This window comes from Sediminibacillus dalangtanensis, assembly GCF_017792025.1.
Classification (GTDB): Bacteria; Bacillota; Bacilli; order Bacillales; family Amphibacillaceae; genus Sediminibacillus; species Sediminibacillus dalangtanensis.
Genome location: NZ_CP046956.1, coordinates 1,993,824 through 2,012,685, shown reverse-complemented (window position 1 = coordinate 2,012,685; position 18,862 = coordinate 1,993,824). Strand labels below are relative to the sequence as shown.

Annotated in this window: 23 protein-coding genes; 21 read left to right on the top strand and 2 right to left on the bottom strand. The window is 41.7% G+C overall.

The window, feature by feature from the left end; genetic code table 11:
* Positions 1 to 97: 97 nt before the first annotated feature.
* From ERJ70_RS10080 to ERJ70_RS09995, 18 genes are all read left to right on the top strand, one after another.
* Positions 98 to 850, top strand: coding sequence for an anthrax toxin lethal factor-related metalloendopeptidase (locus ERJ70_RS10080; protein WP_209369001.1), 753 nt, complete (start codon positions 98 to 100; stop codon positions 848 to 850).
* 19 nt (positions 851 to 869) lie between these two features.
* Positions 870 to 1,829 carry a thymidylate synthase gene (locus tag ERJ70_RS10075; RefSeq protein ID WP_209368999.1) on the top strand — a complete coding sequence of 320 codons (960 nt, stop codon included), beginning with the start codon at positions 870 to 872 and terminating at the stop codon, positions 1,827 to 1,829.
* A 17-nt stretch (positions 1,830 to 1,846) separates the two neighbouring features.
* Entirely contained in the window at positions 1,847 to 2,347 is a 501-nt protein-coding gene (locus ERJ70_RS10070) for a dihydrofolate reductase (protein WP_209368997.1), read from the top strand.
* Between the two features lie 162 nt (positions 2,348 to 2,509).
* Positions 2,510 to 2,710 carry a twin-arginine translocase TatA/TatE family subunit gene (gene tatA, locus ERJ70_RS10065; protein WP_209368995.1) on the top strand — a complete coding sequence of 67 codons (201 nt, stop codon included), beginning with the start codon at positions 2,510 to 2,512 and terminating at the stop codon, positions 2,708 to 2,710.
* A 17-nt stretch (positions 2,711 to 2,727) separates the two neighbouring features.
* Complete coding sequence (locus ERJ70_RS10060; RefSeq protein ID WP_209368993.1) at positions 2,728 to 2,913, top strand: twin-arginine translocase TatA/TatE family subunit; 186 nt, start codon at positions 2,728 to 2,730, stop codon at positions 2,911 to 2,913.
* Positions 2,914 to 3,070: 157 nt separating this feature from the next.
* The gene (tatC, locus tag ERJ70_RS10055; RefSeq protein WP_209369292.1) at positions 3,071 to 3,793 is read left to right on the top strand and encodes a twin-arginine translocase subunit TatC; all 723 of its coding nucleotides are present in this window, start codon (positions 3,071 to 3,073) and stop codon (positions 3,791 to 3,793) included.
* A 30-nt stretch (positions 3,794 to 3,823) separates the two neighbouring features.
* Positions 3,824 to 4,042, top strand: a complete 219-nt coding sequence (locus ERJ70_RS10050) for a YozE family protein (protein ID WP_209368991.1) — start codon at positions 3,824 to 3,826, stop codon at positions 4,040 to 4,042.
* A gap of 112 nt (positions 4,043 to 4,154) precedes the next feature.
* On the top strand, positions 4,155 to 5,309 hold the full coding sequence (locus tag ERJ70_RS10045; RefSeq protein WP_209368989.1) for an exonuclease SbcCD subunit D: 1,155 nt from the start codon (positions 4,155 to 4,157) through the stop codon (positions 5,307 to 5,309).
* 1 nt (position 5,310) lies between these two features.
* Entirely contained in the window at positions 5,311 to 8,421 is a 3,111-nt protein-coding gene (locus tag ERJ70_RS10040; RefSeq protein WP_209368987.1) for an AAA family ATPase, read from the top strand.
* A 143-nt stretch (positions 8,422 to 8,564) separates the two neighbouring features.
* Positions 8,565 to 8,903 carry a DUF5365 family protein gene (locus tag ERJ70_RS10035; protein WP_209368985.1) on the top strand — a complete coding sequence of 113 codons (339 nt, stop codon included), beginning with the start codon at positions 8,565 to 8,567 and terminating at the stop codon, positions 8,901 to 8,903.
* Between the two features lie 87 nt (positions 8,904 to 8,990).
* On the top strand, positions 8,991 to 9,239 hold the full coding sequence (locus tag ERJ70_RS10030; RefSeq protein WP_209368983.1) for a DUF2584 family protein: 249 nt from the start codon (positions 8,991 to 8,993) through the stop codon (positions 9,237 to 9,239).
* A 358-nt stretch (positions 9,240 to 9,597) separates the two neighbouring features.
* Positions 9,598 to 10,008 carry a VrrA/YqfQ family protein gene (gene vrrA, locus ERJ70_RS10025; protein ID WP_209368981.1) on the top strand — a complete coding sequence of 137 codons (411 nt, stop codon included), beginning with the start codon at positions 9,598 to 9,600 and terminating at the stop codon, positions 10,006 to 10,008.
* 167 nt (positions 10,009 to 10,175) lie between these two features.
* Entirely contained in the window at positions 10,176 to 11,126 is a 951-nt protein-coding gene (gene msrB / locus ERJ70_RS10020) for a peptide-methionine (R)-S-oxide reductase MsrB (RefSeq protein ID WP_209368979.1), read from the top strand.
* Between the two features lie 273 nt (positions 11,127 to 11,399).
* Positions 11,400 to 12,164, top strand: coding sequence for a TerC family protein (locus tag ERJ70_RS10015; protein ID WP_209368977.1), 765 nt, complete (start codon positions 11,400 to 11,402; stop codon positions 12,162 to 12,164).
* 12 nt (positions 12,165 to 12,176) lie between these two features.
* A complete protein-coding gene (locus tag ERJ70_RS10010) occupies positions 12,177 to 13,232 on the top strand; it encodes an AbrB family transcriptional regulator (RefSeq protein WP_209368975.1) in 1,056 nt (351 codons plus the stop codon).
* Between the two features lie 144 nt (positions 13,233 to 13,376).
* Positions 13,377 to 13,985 carry an alpha/beta hydrolase gene (locus ERJ70_RS10005; RefSeq protein WP_209369290.1) on the top strand — a complete coding sequence of 203 codons (609 nt, stop codon included), beginning with the start codon at positions 13,377 to 13,379 and terminating at the stop codon, positions 13,983 to 13,985.
* A gap of 72 nt (positions 13,986 to 14,057) precedes the next feature.
* Positions 14,058 to 14,429, top strand: a complete 372-nt coding sequence (locus ERJ70_RS10000) for a VOC family protein (protein ID WP_209368973.1) — start codon at positions 14,058 to 14,060, stop codon at positions 14,427 to 14,429.
* 94 nt (positions 14,430 to 14,523) lie between these two features.
* Positions 14,524 to 14,727: a DUF6501 family protein gene (locus ERJ70_RS09995; protein WP_209369288.1), complete on the top strand. Its 204-nt coding sequence runs from the start codon at positions 14,524 to 14,526 to the stop codon at positions 14,725 to 14,727.
* A 34-nt stretch (positions 14,728 to 14,761) separates the two neighbouring features.
* On the opposite strand, the gene ERJ70_RS09990 is transcribed toward ERJ70_RS09995, so the two are convergent.
* On the bottom strand, positions 14,762 to 15,148 hold the full coding sequence (locus ERJ70_RS09990) for a cytochrome-c oxidase (RefSeq protein WP_209368971.1): 387 nt from the start codon (positions 15,146 to 15,148) through the stop codon (positions 14,762 to 14,764).
* A gap of 247 nt (positions 15,149 to 15,395) precedes the next feature.
* Here ERJ70_RS09990 and ERJ70_RS09985 point away from each other — a divergent pair, with 247 nt between their 5' ends.
* Both ERJ70_RS09985 and ERJ70_RS09980 read left to right on the top strand, forming a co-directional pair.
* The gene (locus ERJ70_RS09985; protein WP_209368969.1) at positions 15,396 to 15,965 is read left to right on the top strand and encodes a histidine phosphatase family protein; all 570 of its coding nucleotides are present in this window, start codon (positions 15,396 to 15,398) and stop codon (positions 15,963 to 15,965) included.
* Positions 15,966 to 16,365: 400 nt separating this feature from the next.
* Positions 16,366 to 16,605: a ferredoxin family protein gene (locus ERJ70_RS09980; protein ID WP_026570189.1), complete on the top strand. Its 240-nt coding sequence runs from the start codon at positions 16,366 to 16,368 to the stop codon at positions 16,603 to 16,605.
* A 90-nt stretch (positions 16,606 to 16,695) separates the two neighbouring features.
* On the opposite strand, the gene ERJ70_RS09975 is transcribed toward ERJ70_RS09980, so the two are convergent.
* Entirely contained in the window at positions 16,696 to 16,971 is a 276-nt protein-coding gene (locus ERJ70_RS09975; RefSeq protein WP_245208168.1) for an acylphosphatase, read from the bottom strand.
* Positions 16,972 to 17,171: 200 nt separating this feature from the next.
* On the opposite strand from ERJ70_RS09975, the gene ERJ70_RS09970 reads away from it, so the two are divergent.
* The gene (locus ERJ70_RS09970; protein WP_245208167.1) at positions 17,172 to 18,710 is read left to right on the top strand and encodes an FAD-dependent oxidoreductase; all 1,539 of its coding nucleotides are present in this window, start codon (positions 17,172 to 17,174) and stop codon (positions 18,708 to 18,710) included.
* Positions 18,711 to 18,862 lie beyond the last annotated feature (152 nt).

Genomic DNA, 18,862 nt, shown 5'->3' with positions numbered 1-18,862 from the left:
ATTTCGTAACCGAAATACAATTGTAATATGTTAAGATAGAGATACCACTTATGATGAAAGCATGATGGACGAAGCATGATTGCCCTGATTACAGAAAATGAAACATATAAACCGATTGATAAAACCAGCAATAGTCATTTTTATTTTTTTGTTTTTTCCGTTTATCGATATTACCAGCCCATTTCACGGCATAACGCTGAACGAGGCGAACGGCAGTGACTACATCCAACTTTTGCACCAACTGGACAACTATGATTTGCTGGATGAAATCGTCGTAGTTCCAGAGAATCCGGAGAACCCCGCTGCGGTGGCAGGAATGGTGACCAGGCTCAATCATATTGATCGCAACTTGTTGAGACTCTTGGCTTCCCAACAAGTGAAGGTTCGTTTGTTTGAAGGCCGATTAACAGATGAACCGTTGTTATACCACTTAAAATGGGAACAACCGAGGGGATGGGAAAAGGACGCAACGTGGGAAGAAGTGCCTGGATCCGGAGGTGGATGGCTCGTATCAGCAAAAATAGGTGCCAGTCAGCCAGGGAACGGTCATGGCTCATTCAACTTGGAGTTGCACGAAACCGGGCACACCATTTATCGGTTACTAGGAACTATGCCTGCTGTGGCGGAACAAATGGATCAAAACTGGAAAAAAGAAGCAGCACAGCTATTTCCAGGGGATGATTATTTTCTTACATATCCTTCTGAATACTTTTCCGAAGTGTTTGCTTTTTATTATGCAGGAAAAAGATCAAAGCAGATAATTTCGGAAAAAGCGCCGCAGACTTATCGATTTTTTACCAGGTTAAAGCAATTGGATTTATCTTCGATCCCTCAATATTATTTTAATTGACGAAAGGAATTTGTTATAGATGACTAGTGGAGAACAAGCCTATCTCGATTTATGCAAAACAGTCTTAGAGAAGGGGAACAAAAAACAGGATAGGACCAACACCGGAACCCTTTCGGTGTTTGGTCATCAAATGCGATTTGATTTGAAGGAAGGCTTTCCCTTGCTTACGACAAAGCGTGTTCCCTTCCGTCTCATCGCCAGTGAATTGTTGTGGTTCATCAAAGGGGATACGAATATTCGTTACCTATTGGAGCATAACAACAACATCTGGAACGAATGGGCCTTTAAAACGTGGGTGGAAAGCGATGACTACCAAGGGCCTGATATGAAGGATTTTGGACATCGAAGTCAACAGGACGAGCAGTTCCGTTCCATTTACCAACAGCAGATGGAAACTTTCAAACAGAGAATTTTATCAGATGATGCGTTTGCAGCGAAATATGGTGATTTAGGGTCGGTTTACGGGCGTCAATGGCGTGCCTGGACTACATCAAGAGGAGAAACCATTGACCAGCTAATGCAAGTGGTAGAAGCGATCAAAACAAACCCGGATTCCAGGCGGCACATCGTTACGGCTTGGAATCCAGAAGATGTACCAGGGAATATGGCGTTGCCGCCATGTCACACCATGTTTCAGTTTTATGTTGCGGACGGAAAATTGTCGTGTCAGCTTTATCAGCGCAGCGGTGACATTTTCTTGGGCGTGCCTTTCAATATTGCGAGTTATGCTCTCTTGACGCACTTGATTGCATTTGAATGCGGGCTTGAAGCAGGAGAATTCATTCACACACTTGGAGATGCCCATATCTACAGTAATCATCTGGAGCAAGTAAACACGCAACTGGAACGAACTCCTTATCGGTTTCCGGAATTAGAAATCAATCCGAAAGCTGATTCCATTTTTACTATTGAAATGGAGGATCTACACATAAAGAACTATGAATCACATCCGCCGATAAAGGCTCCAGTGGCGGTTTAGAGTGGAGGGAAAATACGATGATTTCACTGCTTTACGCGATGGATCGGAATAGCGTGATAGGGTATCAAAGCGATTTGCCTTGGAGGCTGCCGAATGATTTGAAGTTTTTCAAACAAATGACTACTGGCAACACGATTATCATGGGGAGAAAAACATTTGCATCCATGAACGGCCCCCTTCCTAATCGCGAAAACGTGATTGTCACAAAGGACAAAAGCTTTCAGGCGGATGACTGCCTTATCCTTCACTCTGTAGAGGAAATTGTCAAATGGAGTGAAAAGGATCCGGAGACTGAACTATTTGTCATCGGCGGCGAAGAAATATTCCGTCAAGTATTGCCATATGCAGACAGGATGTACATGACTTTCATTGACGAAACATTTCCCGGCGACACGTTTTTCCCTGCATATAACGAAAAGGACTGGAAGTTGACGAAAAAAGTACTAGGCGAAAAAAATGAGCGCAATCCATATGATTATTATTTCCTTCAGTACGACCGGATAGGGCGGAACAGTTAGTCTTTTTCATACCTTAGTCCATTGAAATTTAGTAAAATTAGGGACGGTGGAGGACAGGCAGTGAAAAAAGTGGTAAGATGTACGTGAAAAGCAAACCTTTTTTGGTTTGAAGAAGATGACAGCTGCAAACAGGTTAATTTCACAATGAGTAGGTGATGATAGATGTTGACAAGCATCGGAGTTCCAGGGTTGATTCTGATATTGATCATCGTGTTGATCATTTTCGGCCCCAAAAAACTGCCTGAAATAGGCAAAGCAACCGGGCAGACGTTAAAAGAGTTTAAAAATTCCACGAAAGATTTAACGGAACCGTTCGATGAACATGCCAAAAAGGATTCTTCAGACGACGTTGATAGAAAATAAGAAATGGAGTGATCCATATGTTTAGTAATATAGGTTTTCCAGGTTTGATCCTCATTTTGGTAATTTCGCTGATTGTATTCGGACCATCCAAGCTTCCGGAAATCGGCAAGGCGGTGGGAAGTTCTTTGAGGGAATTCAAAAAAGCTACAAGGGATATCATCTCGGATGAGGACCCGAAAAAGGTAGAAGAGAATCAAAAGTAATAGTACCTGTGCTTCTCGTTTTTTCTGAATACGGAGAATGGATGGAGCGTAGAATCGCCGGATTGCGTGCGATGAAGGTGTAGGGACAAGTTCCTTGCATCTTCTTTTTGAGAAAGGGGGCTGTTTTTTGTCCGGATCAACTGGTTATGAAAAAGAAATGAATATGACAGAACATTTAACGGAAATGCGCAAACGATTGATTTGGACAGCGATTGTTTTTATTGTTTTTTTTATTGTCGGATTTGTGTTTGTCCGTGATATATACGGCTTTTTTGTCAATGATCTTGATTTCACACTGAATGTAATTAGTCCAGGGGAAATCATCTGGATCTATTTCACCATGGCTTCCGTGGTGGCGGTCGTCGGTACGATCCCGTTTTTCTGCCTGCAGGCATGGCTATTTGTGCGGCCTGGACTTACACCTAAAGAGAGAAAAGTTTCCTTATCTTATATTCCGGCGACTTTTTTATTGTTTATTGGCGGGCTTGCCTTCGGATATTATGTATTTATTGATCTGATTTTACCGTTTCTATTGTCGCTAAACGATGGGATGTTCAACGAGATTTTCACGGTAGATAAGTATTTTCGCTTTTTGCTCCGTGTCACGCTTCCTTTTGCGATATTATTCGAAATCCCCATCATTACGATGTTTTTGACTAGTCTTGGAATATTGACACCGGAGTTTATGCGGAAAACGAGAAAATACGCTTATTTAATCCTGATTATTATCGGAACGATGATTTCGCCGCCGGATTTTGTTTTACAAATTGTCGTCGCCGTGCCACTGATTTTATTGTATGAAATAAGCATTTTTCTTTCAGCTTTTACTTATCGCAAAAAGCAAAGAAAGCACGAGGCATTTATGGACAACGATGACTAATCCCTGCCTATGGAAATGGAGGTGAGAGGATTGCGTTCCTTTTATCACTATATGATGCGATACCGTGGCTCCGGCCCAAGGACAGATGAACGCCGTCTGGCCGACTGGATGTTCGAGGCTCACGATTTCCCGAAACAGTCTACCTCTTATGATGAAGTCAGCCGTTATTTAGAATGGAATATTCCGTTTACGGAAGCAACCCAGGTCTTCGACCGACTATGGGAAGATTACCTGATGAATGAAAGTTGATTGCACATGAAAAAAGCCCTGCATGCAGGGCTTTTTTTCGTCATCTTAAGAAGATATTTCACATGCTCGGCAGACAATAACATGCTAAAATGACAACTATGGAGGGATACACGTGAAAATTTTACATACCGCTGACTGGCACTTAGGCAAAATCGTTAATAGTGTGCATATGACAGAAGATCAAGCTTATATGCTTGATAGAATGATAGAGATGATCCGAACAGAAAAACCCGACGTGGTAATTATTGCTGGTGATTTATATGACCGCTCCGTACCGCCAAAAGAGGCAGTTGAATTGTTGAACCGGGTGCTGACGACCATTGTAACGGAGTTGAAAACGCCTGTTTTAGCTATTTCGGGTAACCACGATAGTCCGGACAGGCTCGATTTCGGCAGTAGTATATTCCGCTCTCAGCAGTTGTTTATTGAAACGAAGTTGAAGGGAGGATTGGATCCTATTACTCTTCACGACGAACATGGACCCATCCACTTTCATTTAATTCCCTATATGGAACCTGCTGATGCTCGTGCTTATTTTCAAGATGACAGCATCCAGAGCCATCAGAAAGCGATGGAGGCCGTTATCGCGCATATTGAAAGTCGACATGACATGCAAGAACGGCATGTTTTTATTGGCCATGCGTTTTTGGCCGGTGGCATGGAATCTGAGTCGGAAGAACGACTGTCGATGATTGGCGGAAGCCCGTATGTCGATGCCGGGTTGTTTAAAAATTTTGCTTATGTAGCACTTGGTCATCTCCATCAGCCGCAGCGGGTTACAAACGATAACATCCGCTATAGTGGCTCGTTGCTTAAGTATTCTTTTTCAGAAGCAAATCAGAAAAAGTCGATTACCCTTTTGGAAATGGATAAAGATGGCGTTGTGGATAGACAGTATCTTCCGCTCATCCCAAGAAGAGATATGCGGGTGGTGGAAGGATATTTTGATGAATTATTGGAGGGAAGCACTGATTTCCCCGCAGAAGATTACCTGCATATACGACTCTTGGATGATGGTCAGCTAGTCGATCCGATGGGCAAATTAAGAAAGCGATATCCGAACATCCTCCGCCTGGAGCGTCAAGTGCTTACATCTCAGATGCAGTTGAACGATTTAAATAGAATACGAGAAAAACAAAAAATGTCCCATACAGAATTATTTGAAACCTTTTATAAGGAAATGAAAGGGGAAGCGATTCCGGAATCGCGCAGGAACCAGATGAATCAAGTTGTCCAATTGTTGATGGATCAGGAGAGGGGGAAGTAACATGCGTGCAATAAAGTTATCGATGACCGCTTTTGGTCCTTACCGGGAAACCCAGATAATTGATTTTCAAGAAATTGGCAATGAATCGATTTTTTTGATAACTGGACCTACAGGAGCGGGGAAGACAACTATTTTCGACGCTATTTGTTATGCGCTTTATGGTAGGGCGAGTGGTAACGACCGAGACCATGACTCACTCCGCAGTCATTTTGCTGAAATCGACCAGCCGACTGAAGTAAGCTTTCAGTTTGCTTTGAAGGGAAGAATGTATCAAGTAAATCGTTTTCCGAAGCAAAAGAAACGAAAAGAGCGGGGAGATGGATTCACTGAAGACCCGGCGAGGGCGGAATTATATGAAGTAAATGACGGAGAGACCGTTTTAGTAGCTTCTAAAATCAAGGATGTCAACGAAATGCTGGAAGAACAACTCGGCTTGGATTATGAGCAATTCCGTAAAATGATCATGATTCCTCAAGGAGAATTTCGGAGGCTTATTTCCGAAAACAGTAAAGAACGAGAAGAAATTTTACAAAAAATTTTCCACACGCACTTCTATGAACAAATTACCGAGGAATTAAAGAAACAGTCCAAACAACTCCTGGAGTCTATCGAACGGCTTGAGAACCGTTTGGAACAGGAAGCAGTAAAAATACAATGGAGAAAAAAGGAAGCCGAAGAGTCGGACCCCATAGAGATTACGATAGAAAAATTGAATGAGGAAATTCACGAGGTACGTAAGGATTTGGAAATCGATGAACAACAATTGGCAAAAGAAAAAAGCGCATTGAATGCCGCTCAGGAGGCTTTTTACAAAGGTAAACAGCTATCGGAATTGTTTGCGGAATTTGATCAATTACAGGAAACATCAGCGAAGTTAACAGAGCAGCAATCTTTTGTAAATGAAAAACAGAAAAAACTCGAATTAGCGGAAGCAGCGGCTAAAATTATCCCGTTTGAAGAGCAAGTAAAAAGACGCAAAAGCGAATGGGAAAATCAAATTAGTAGACTGAACAGTCAAAAAACGAAAAAGAAAGAGACAGAGGAATGGTTCCAATCAGTGGAAGCTGATTATAAAGTGGAATTGGATCGAGAGAGCGAACGGGAACAACTGAAGGAGCAATTGGAAACGGCAAAAAAACAATTGGAGCAGGCTAAGCATCTTGTTACGCTTAAACAGGAGCAAAAGCAAGCTGAGCAAAAGAAACAAGCGGCAGACAAAAACATCCAGAGGTTAGTGGATGATATGGAGAAGATCCGTCACCAACAGGATAAACTGCAAGTTCAGGTACAACAGCATCAGGAAAAAACAAAAAAATATTATCAAGTAGAGCAAAAAGCCAAACAAGCTGAAGAACAAACCAAAAAGTTGGAGGAATTGCTTAAGCAATTCGAAAAGCTACAAGAACTTCGACAACAATATCAACAGGTGCACCAGCAATATAACGAAAAACAGCAACTCATTGAGCATCTGCAAACAAAGATGAATGAACTCGAAGCACAACAGGTCAATAATCATGCGTTATTATTGGCTCAGCATTTGAAAGAAGACTGTGCTTGTCCGGTTTGTGGTTCCGAACAACATCCCGATCCAGCCAGCGGTAGAAAAGAGGATGTGTCGGATAGCCAATTAGAAGAGATAAGAAAACAGCTTGAAACAGCTAAAAAAGATTTTGATGACTGGCAGAAGTACTATATTCAAGTGAAATCGGACGGACAAGCACAAAGGTCGTTAGTGGATCAAAATTACCAGGCATTCAAAGACAGTATCGACACGTTAGAAGGCCATGCTATCGAACATCTCTTGGAAAGCTGGAATCAAACCGTAACTGAAGAGAAAAGAAAAATGGACCTTCTTTATAAAGAGATAGAGCAAATTGAACAAGCCAGCCGACAATCGGAAAAATTAACAAAAAAAGTACGACAGTTGGAATCAGAGATGGAAGAACTCAAGCAATCAAAAGAAACCATCACCGAATCCTGGATGCATATCAACATGCAAGTAGCGACAGCAAAACAGGAACTGTCAGATGAAGAACAGGACCCTTTAGTCATTCAGAAGAAAGTGAGCAGCAAGGAAAAAACCTTGTCTGAATGGATGCAAAAGTGGGAAAACCTCCAATCCAGGTACCAAGCTGGAAAAGAGAAGCTGCAAGAGCTGAACACCATTATCCAGCAACAGCGTACTTTTGCAAAAGAAACCGAGCAAAAGCTTGCAACAGAACAAGCGGCTTTAGAAGAAAAAATTGAACATAGCCATTTTCCTTCTATAGAAGCCTATCAATCTGCCAGGATTACAGAGAGTGAGAGTTTAAACCTTAAGAATGAGATCGAGGAATTCAATAAACAAAAGCATACCACCGAGAAACGTCTTCAAACAGTCAACAAACAATTAGATGGGCAAGAAAAACCTGATATAGAGGAACTGGAAGCGTCGGTTCGCCAATGCTCTGAAAAGCTGGAGGCGGTCAATCAGAATATCCAAAATTTGAAACTGACCGTGAAGAGTTATGAGCAAATAAGAAAGTCGATGCTGGAATTACTGGAAGAAAAACAAATGAAAGCAAAACAGTACTACGATATCGGAGAACTGGCTGATTTGGCTCGAGGAGAAAATCATTTGCGTCTATCGTTTGAACGCTATGTATTGTCGGCATTCCTGGATGAAATCTTATTACAGGCAAATATTCGTTTAGACCAAATGACGGATCATCGTTACCAATTGATTCGCAGTGACCAAGTTGCCAAGCGTGGGGCCCAAAGCGGATTAGATCTGGAAGTGCTTGATCACCATACTGGTTTGCAGCGTTCTGTTAAAACCTTATCGGGAGGAGAAGGATTCAAGGCTGCCCTAAGTCTGGCTCTGGGGATGGCAGACGTTGTCCAAGCCCACGCCGGAGGAGTACAGTTAGAAACATTATTTATTGACGAAGGGTTTGGCACACTTGATGAATTGTCCCTGGAACAAGCGATAGAATGCTTGAAAGGATTACAGCAAAGCAACCGATTGCTGGGTATTATTTCTCATGTTCCTCAGTTGAAAGAAGAAATACCGGCTAAACTGCAAATTACGCCGTCTCAAAAAGGGTCGAAGGCCGCATTCCAGTTTGCTTGAACACCAGATTGCCAATAATTACTCCTTAAATATCGAAAGAAGCTCGTGATATAGTAGAAGAAGATGACCTAACAGCGCTGCTATCAATTGACTGAAAGCAGCGGAGGCTCTGCTTTGCTATTTAGATATACAGGAGGATTTGTATGAAAGTGATCACCGCTTCCACTTCAGAGCAACAGGAATATGCCCTTTCTCTGATGGAGGAAATTTATAACCGAATCTTGCCGGAGTACTTTTCCGAAGGCTACATAGCCAAATTGAAAAGCTTTCAATTAATGGATATTCCCTCTTTGCAGGAATTATCGTTAGCTGAAATATTCGAAGTAACCACTGCCTTGCAGACAATCATGTCCATTTTAGATACACATCTACAGCAAGGAAGGGGAATAGGGGAGTACGAAGATACATTTCAAAAAAACATTCAAATACTTGGTGGTTATCATATTAATTTTCCGTTCACATTACGTGATTTTTTGGGGTGAGTTCCTCCCGTTCAGGAAATTTTTCTTGTCAAGCAAACTACCATGACGTACTATGATAGGTAAATGATAGCGGGAGGTGGGTATTGAATGTCAATGCCTATGTCAATTGAATGGAAACTGCTGACTCACGGTAGAGAAAAGCGTTTGCAGCACCAGCAAAATATGTTTGAGATAGAATTTTCAGGGTACAAGTTATTTCCCATAAACCAGACAATCGAGATAAAGCGTCACCATGATTCCGACCAGATCGGGAGCGGGAAGATTGTCGAAATTACTTGGAAAGAAGAACGAACGATTTGCACGTATCAGCTGCTTTCTTTATATAACGTCAATTAGCGACAATCGATGCGGGGAAATGTACGGCAAGCGTCGTATTCTGCGCTTGCCCGGGAAATAATTCAAGAACGAAATAGGAGTTTTCCTTCAAGTCTTAAGCGGCTTATGGGAAGCTCTTTTTTATATGACAGCGCTCCAGGGAATACTCGATTAATGCCTACACTTCTTGTAGGTATGGAACGTACAATAAATCAAATCATTTTTTGAAAAGAGGGGTTTTTGTATGTTCAATCCAAGTCATGGGCCATCAAACATCGGTTCGTTCCCTTTTTCCCAAGGAGTAAGGTCTCCAGGGGGATTCCCGCCAAGTTTTCCAACTCCATACCAAGGAGGAGTGCCGGCTCCTAGAGGAGGGGGATTGTCCGGTTTGCTACAGCGTTTTACCCAGCCATCAGCTGTTTCCCAATTTCCGGCGGCAGCAGGAGGCGGTTCGAAATTGACAAGTACACTGGGTAACGTGCAGCAGGCCATAAAGATGGCGCAATCAGCTATGCCAGTTATCCAACAATATGGTCCGATGGTGAAAAACATTCCGATGATGATCAATATGCTCAAAGCTTTTAATGAGGAAGACGGCAGCGACGTTGACGAAGAAACTGCAAAATCTGAAGCAGCTCACAGTGTTTCATCGGAAGAAGAAGGGGATAAAATAGAAATGGAACAAGAAAATCTTTATAAAATCGAAGCAGCAGATAAACCAAAGAGAAAGACGGTTAGAAAAGCTCGTACTACCCAATCCGGCAATTCAGTACCAAAACTATATATATAAGTAAATGCAGACTGCTTGATTTTTCCGTTAAAAAAAGAAAGAATAGAGAATATACAAACTCATTTTTCCCGAAAGCACTTTTAGGGATAAGACAATGAAATAGATGATCAAAAAACGGGAATGAAGAAGAATTGTTTCCGTTTTTTCGGTTTAAAGGAGGTAACACAATGGCTGAAAAGGCAACTTTTGCTGGTGGCTGTTTTTGGTGTATGGTTGAACCATTTGATGAACGTCCGGGAATTGAAAAAGTTGTTTCCGGTTATACCGGTGGAAGAACGGAAAATCCAACTTATGAGGAAGTCTGTTCCGATACGACAGGACATGTAGAAGCTGTGCAGATTACTTTTGACCCGGAGATTTTTTCTTACGAACGATTGTTGGAAATTTTTTGGCGGCAGATTGATCCCACCGATCCGGGCGGACAATTTAATGACAGGGGAGAATCTTACCAGACAGCTATCTTCTATCACAATGAAGAGCAAAAGCAATTGGCAGAAAAGACTAAACAAAACCTGGAAAAAAGTGGTAAATTTTCCGATCCGATTGTAACGAAGATTTTACCCGCGGCACCTTTCTATGAAGCAGAAGAGAAGCACCAAGATTATTATAAAAAGCAGTCTTTTCACTATAAATTGTATAAAAAAGGATCCGGCCGACAAGATTTCATCGAGAAAACCTGGAAGCCTGAAAAAAACAAGGAAGAGCTTCGCCGTCAACTGACACCCTTGCAATATCACGTAACACAGGAAAACGGTACGGAAACTCCGTTCCAAAATGAATACTTTGATAATGAAGAAGAAGGTATTTATGTGGATGTCATTTCCGGAGAACCTTTGTTTTCATCAAAAGATAAGTATGACGCGGGCTGCGGGTGGCCAAGCTTTACAAAACCCATTGACAAACACCAGGTGAAAGAAAATACGGATACCTCCCATGGAATGATTCGAACGGAGATACGGAGCAGCCAGGCAGACTCACATTTGGGTCATGTATTTGAAGACGGGCCACAGGAAAAAGGTGGCATGCGTTACTGCATGAATTCTGCAGCAATGCGGTTTGTTCCTAAACAAAAGATGGAACAAGAAGGATATGGATATTTGTCCTATTTGTTCCGCTAAGTACAACCCGTCCCGGAATAAGGATATTTCCTGATTCCGGGCCTTTTTTTGCACGAACAGTTAGGATAAAATCCTAGCGGAGAGGGTAGCTTATCCAGACGAAATTCCAGTAATGAAGCATGCGTGCAACGGAAAAGCTTCCTGTGCCCAGCAAGCTCACGGATCAAATGTTTACCTCCAGTATCAAGGTGTCGTTGTTATTGTTATTTGGACAAGACTTTCGAATTGGGAAACAGCGGTTATATTTACATAGAAAGAAAGAAGGTCTTCATTGTGGATACAGGTATTTTGCTCGAATATGGATGGACTTTGCTTGCACTTATCGGTCTCGAGGGACTGTTAGCGGCAGATAACGCTCTGGTTATGGCGCTCATTGTCAAACATTTGCCGGAAGACAAACAAAGGAAAGCACTTCTTTATGGACTGGGAGGAGCCTTTATCTTTCGATTTGGCTCTTTGTTCTTCATCTCTTTTCTAATTGATATTTGGCAAGTTCAGGCGTTAGGTGCAATATACTTGCTGTTTATCTCGATTAATAATTTATGGAAAATCTTTTTGAAAAAAGAGGAAGAATCCGTCGTCAAAACTGCTAAAGGGTCTGGTTTTTGGACGACGGTTATCAAAGTAGAGTTAGCGGATATCGCTTTTGCTGTCGATTCTATTTTGGCAGCTGTTGCCCTGGCGACAACTTTGCCGAAGACAACCTTCCCCGCTATTGGGGGAATGGACGGTGCTCAATTTATCGTCATCCTTTCCGGTGGTATGATTGGTTTGATACTAATCAGGATTGCCGCCTCTTATATTGTGAAATTATTAAAGAAAAGACCTGGCTTGGAAACAGCCGCCTACACCATTGTCGGCTGGGTGGCTGTCAAGCTGGCGGTGCACACATTGGCCCATCCTCAATTGGCGATCATCCCAGCTGATTTTCCAGAAACCACTCTATGGAAAACGATTTTCTGGGTGGTAATGATAGCCATCGCACTGATCGGCTGGTTCTGGAAACCATCGAACCAAGACAGCGAAATAAAGGATTAAGCTGGAAAGCGGGTGGTTGCTTTGGCGACTTTCTTTACTCGATTACTTATCACATATGTCATTGGAGCCGTTGGCGGATTTTTGTATACCTGGTTGCATCTACCGTTGCCCTGGATTCTTGGTCCAGTAACGAGTTTGCTAATTTATAAGCTTTTTCCTATTGCAAGAACAACAGCTTCACTGCGACTAAGGAAGGTTAGCTTTTCTATTTTGGGGATTCAGATTGGTTCTACCTTCACCGCTGCCACACTGACCACTGTTGTTCCGTATCTGGTTCCATATACAGTCCTGACTTTGCTCTTGATTGCTTTAAGCTTGGGAAGCGCTTATTTGATCACAAGATGGGTGAAATTAGACATAACAACAAGCTTGCTAGGCAGTATTCCAGGAGGGCTGTCGACAGTTTTAGCATTAAGTGAATCGTTCAACGGAAATACTGTACTGGTTACCATTTTTCAAACCATTCGACTTGTTGCTGTATTGTTCATCATTCCGTTCTCGGCTACCCATTTGTTTTTCCATCAAACGCAATTAACACAAGGAGCAGTGCAACAGCAGGCAGTAAATGGACCGACATGGACCATTCTCTTGTTTATTGCAGCATTTTTAATCGGGTTATTACTGCAAAGGTGGGTGCCAGCCTCACTTGTTTTGATTCCGATGTTGGTAACAGCAGCTTTGCAAATAAACGGAATAGCCCTTTTTCAACTTCCGAATAGCGCATATTTGTTTGCACAGCTGACTATCGGTGTTTATCTCGGGAATTCAATTTCAGTTAAAGACCTGAAAACGGCAGGCAAGTATTGTCTTTATTTTTTGTGTCTCGCTATCTTATTAATAGCGACATCTTTCTTGTTCGGATTCCTTTTTAGTTCTTTTACCAATTTGAATACAGCAACAGCCGTATTGAGCCTTGCACCAGGTGGGTTAATCGAAATGGCATTGACTGCGCAATCGGTAAATGGCGACCCATCGATTGTCAGTTCTCTGCAGATGATCCGCCTGCTAACCATTGTATTGATCCTGCCATTCTTTCTGAAATGGCTGTTTAAAAAACTTCAATCCTAAATAGCGTAATTTGCCGAGAGAAAGAAATGTGGTAAAATAATCTTGATTCCGAGATATTTCTAGTTGTTTATAATAATGATATGTAAACTAGATTTCAGGAGACTTAAAATCAGAAGACGAGATAGGGAGGTTTACACATTGCAAATGAAACATTTTTATCGTGAAGGTTCTAATCCTGAGGCGCCTGTGTTGTTATTGTTGCACGGAACAGGCGGGACTGAAAAGGATCTATTGCCAGTAGCAGAGATGATTGATCCTGAGGCATCTGTTTTAGGAGTAAGGGGAAACGTATCAGAGAATGGAATGGCGCGTTTTTTCCGTCGATTGCGTGAAGGGGTTTTTGATGAAGAAGATTTGATTGCCCGTACGGAAGAACTTCATGCTTTTCTCGGTGAAGCTGCATCTACTTACCAATTTGACAGGAATAACATCGTAGCTGTCGGCTACTCGAATGGTGCCAATATAGCCGGGAGTTTGTTGTTCCATTACCCACAAGCCTTAGAAAGTGCTATATTGTTCCATCCTATGGTTCCAAGAAGAGGAATGGAACTACCTTCTTTGACTGGCACTAATGTATTTATTGGTGCAGGCACCAACGATCCCTTGATAAACAGCAAGGAAACAGAGGAACTGAAACAACTGTTAACGAATGCAGGGGCACAGGTAACTGTTCATTGGGAAAATATGGGTCATCAATTATCTCAAAGAGAAGTATTACAGGCCAAATCATGGTATAGTGATGGTAGAAAGTAAATAACGCTTTGGGAGGGAAACAATCTTATTTATTCATCGTCATCCCTTCAGGCGTTACAAGGGGAGATTGTTTTGGCTTACCGTTTTCAAGGAATTGACCATGTACAACTTGCAGCTCCTGCAGGCAGCGAACAAAAAGCTAGGGAATTTTTTGCTGATTTGTTAGGAATGGAAGAAATCGAAAAACCGGAAACGCTCAAGAAAAATGGCGGCATTTGGTTTCTATGCGGGGCACAACAGCTCCATATCGGTGTAGAACAACCTTTTGATCCAGCCAGGAAAGCGCATCCTGCTTTTTATGTGGAAAATCTGGTAGAATTGAAATCTAATTTGAAAAGCAGTCATGTAAAAGTAACAGAGGATGATCGGCTTCCAGGCTATAAGCGTTTTTATTTGGATGATCCTTTCGGGAATCGTTTGGAGTTTTTAGAGAAATTGAGTTAAAGTTAAATGGTGCTTTGGTAGTTTGGGGCTAAAATCTAAACAAAACGATTGATACCTTTTGGAAGAACGCTAAATAGGAAGATAGGTGAATAAAATGATCCATAAGAATTGGGAAAATAATGAAACAGTCAAGCACATCAAATGTGTTCATAATGATGCGAAAAAATTTGTAGTTGATAAGACACTTACTCCAGGGAAAGTGTATGATGTAAAAAACGAAACAGATGAATTTTATTTTATCATTGATAACACAAACAGGATTGGTGGATTCTTTAAAGAGTATTTTGAAGAAGTATAAAAAAAAACTAACCGTCATCGAACGGTTAGTTTTTTTAGTTGAACTTGCTATTTTTTTCGTTTAGATGGAGGATAACATTGAGAGCGAAAAGGAATACAGCTATGACGACCAAAGTAGCACCTATTGCAACACCAGCTGTTAATGCCGTATTTCCGGTTAACAGCATAATAGTAAGAGATAGTATCATGACCGGCAGTCCGAGGTTGTGAAGCCAAAAATGCCATACTCCCAATTTATTTTCGGAAAGGGATGGAAATACAAAGTAAATAAGACCTGCTAAAGTCAAGGCAGTCCATCCTAGCAAATTAATATGGACATGGACACCAGTAAGTGTGTATTGATGTGCAATAGACATATAATATCCAAGACAGACACCAACTAAGAAGTAAATCACAGAAATTTTGATAAGCCGGATACCCATTTTTCACACCTCCCTTCTTTTTACCTATCCTATGCGTCAGTATAGGAAAATTTTCTTATGGGCAAAAAAACATCCTCATTTTTTTCATAACGGTTTCCATTTCATTTTTTTGTGAATAGAATGAATAATCTATGGCGAAAATGAACAGTAGCGCAGGCTGTAAACATCAAAAATTCCATATCGACACTTGTTTTTAAAGAGAAGTTGTCTGATAATAGAGTTAATTCCCTTGGAGGAGATGGTTTGGATGAAAAGACTATTTATGATCCGTCATTGTAGCGCAGAAGGACAGCATAAGGATTCCCCTTTAACGAGGGAAGGCGTGAAGCAGGCCCAGGTTGTTTCAACATTCTTGCAAAATTATGGCTATCAACTGGACCGGATTATATCCAGCCCCTTTTTGCGAGCGATCGAGAGTATTAAACCATATGCGGAACGGCATAATCTGTCCATAGAAATAGATGAAAGGCTGGAAGAGCGGTTGCTCAGTGAGGAGCCGATTGATGACTGGCTCGATGTCTTAGAAGAATCATTTACAGATAGAGATTTCAGGCTTCCTGGAGGAGAATCCTCCAATGACGCCAATTTACGGGTTGGTCAGTTGATCGATGAAATAATGGCTGACGACACCTGTGAGAACATCGGTATCGTAACACACGGGAATTTACTTGCTTTACTGTTGAACAGCTATCAGGCGGATATAGGTTTCTCTCAATGGAAAGGGTTTACTAATCCGGATATGTATTTAGTTCAAAAAACAGGTGGAGAGTATATAGTGGAACGTATTTGGTCTGATGACGAACCTGTTGTGAGTTAATATCCAGTTCGGTACCACTCATGACAGCCCCTTTTCCAAACCGCAGGGGCTGTCGGCGCTTCGTATAATACGTCTATTCAATTGTACAAGCAGTTTGGATTTTCATTACTTCTATTATTCCCCTTATAATGTTCCGTCGTCCGCGATCACTCCCCAAGATTATTTCTCCAAATAATAACCATGTCAGCAATGTTTGACGGTAAAGGTAGAAAAATGAAAAAAGATATAGTATACTCTAACAGAATGCTTTGTTGGTACTGTTTTGCCAAAAGCCTGTTTGGCATGCAATGCTGTTAAGTATACAATAATTTGGTATAATAAATAACCTAGTAAGGCGGTTTAGCGGTGCTGACCACCTATTTCTAGCAGACAGGTCGATTTTAAGAAGGAGGAGATAAACTTGGCATTTGTGATTACATCACCTTGTAAAACAGAAAAAGCTGGCGAATGCATGGAGGTTTGTCCAGTAGATTGTATAGAAGAAGGAAAAGATATGTTCTATATTGACCCGGATATCTGCATCGACTGTGGTGCATGTGAAGCGGTATGTCCGGTTGAAGCCATCTATATGGAAGATGAAGTTCCAGAAGAGGAAAATGAATATATCGCTCTGAACCGTAAATTTTTCCAGGAAAACTAACGAGTGACAAAGAAGAAGTTTATTTTTATACTTAAAAAAGCCGCTGAAAGTACAGCGGCTTTTTGGTATGTGTTGTACACATCAAGCGGTTTAGTAACGGACTTCAAATGAATCATAGCCTTTATCTGCTTGATTTCTTTCTACGTCTAAATCTTCTACTTTTATAAAGCGGTGAGGCCCTTTCCGGATTGTTTCTATAAACTTGTCCACCTGGCTATCCGTTCCCTCAGCTTCTAATTCAACGTCACCGTTTGGCAGATTCCTTACCCATCCTTTCACACCGATTTCCATCGCTTTCTGTTGAGCAGTAGCCCGGAATCCAACGCCTTGAACATTTCCTTTAGCAATCATATATGCGTTTGTCACTTAACTCACCTCTGCGTTTTATTTTTTTCATTGCCTGAAGGGTGACATATAAAACACCTTTTTTCCATTATAACGATTACGAAATAAGCAGCAAAAAGAAATGAAATGCGCCTGTAGAATAAAATTAGTGGTTTATGGATGGAAGCAGAAGGAAAAATACAAAGGAGCAGTTTTAGCAAGAGACAGAGGAGGAAAACTGGATGGAAGGCAAAAAGACGGACTCAAACATGCCACCCTATACGGAATCGTTCTGGCGAGATACAGTCCAAATCCCTTCTTTCTCAAGGCTGGATAGGGATCTGGAAGTTGATGTTGGAATAATAGGCGGTGGCATTACAGGCATCATTTCTGCATACTTACTAGCCAAGGAAGGTTATGCTGTTACATTGCTGGAGGCAGGAAGTCTATTGAATGGAACCACAGGACATACGACTGCCAAAGTAACTGCACAGCATGGATTGATTTATCATGAATTGATAGAAAGATTTAATCCAACCACCGCTTCCGCCTATTATCAGTTTAATCTTGCAGCAATGGAATGGATCAAGCAGATCATCGAACAGAAGCAGATTGTGTGCGATTTTTCTGAGGAAGATGCTTATCTGTTTACTAATTCCGAGGGAGGGGTCAACTCTCTAATCGAAGAAAAAAATGCATATAAGCAGCTTGGGATTGATCATGATTATATCGAGGAGGTACCGATCGACATACCGGTAGAAGCGGCGTTAAGAATGAACAAGCAATATCAGTTCCATCCGTTAAAATTTCTGACCAGACTCCTGGAAGACATGGAATCCCTCGGGGTACAAATATACGAAAATACAATGGCTATTGGTGTCGAGGACCCTCAGAACCCGGTCATCCAGACTAAAGAAGGGCATCAGGTTCTCTGTCAAAAAGTAGTCGAAGCTTCTCATTTTCCTTTCACGGATGCCAGAGGCGGCTTTTCCACAAGACTGTACCCGGAACGTTCCTATGTAACAGCTGTTCGGACAAAACAGCCTTATCCTGGCGGCATGTATGCAAGCGTGGACACTCCAATGAGATCGATTCGGGCTGTTCCTTATCAGGATGAAACATTGTGGCTAATCGGTGGTGAGTCCCATAAAACAGGAAAAGGAGGAGAAACGGAAGCGCACTATAAAGCACTGATCGACTATGCACGAGAGCATTTTTCTGCTGAGGAAGTGTCATACCGCTGGTCTTCTCAGGATCTTACAACATTGGACAAACTACCATATATCGGTCCGCTTTCGGATCGGCAATCGAATATACTGGTAGCTACTGGTTTTCGGAAATGGGGAATGACGCTGGCAGCAGGCGCAGCTAAACTAATCACGGATATAATAAGTGGTAAAAAGAACCGTTTTCAAAAAATTTTTGCTCCGAATCGATTTCACCCTAAAGCGCATTTGAAAGCTTTTGCGAAGTTTAATGCTGACTCGGCGAAAGAACTGGTGAAAGGGAAGATGGAAGGATCCTCGAATACGATAGAAAACATCCCACCATCTCAAGCAGGCATCGTTCGGGTGGAAGGGCAACGAACTGGTGTTTATCGTGAGGAAAATGGCACCCTTCATCTTATAGACACGACCTGTACTCATATGGGTTGTGAAGTGAACTGGAATCAGGCAGAAAAGACATGGGATTGTCCCTGCCATGGTTCAAGATTTTCAGCAACAGGCGAAGTTTTGGAAGGCCCGGCCAAGATGCCGTTAAAACAAAAAGACAACCGATAGTAATTCGGAAAAGAGCCTTCTAAAGCTTTACAGGTTTTGCTAATGAAAAAACTGACAAAAATAGTATGGATTTGGTTGTATTGGTAAATATAATGTAAACTGTATAAAGTATTTGAGAAATTAGCCCCGATATAATGGTTTCTATTTCTCTT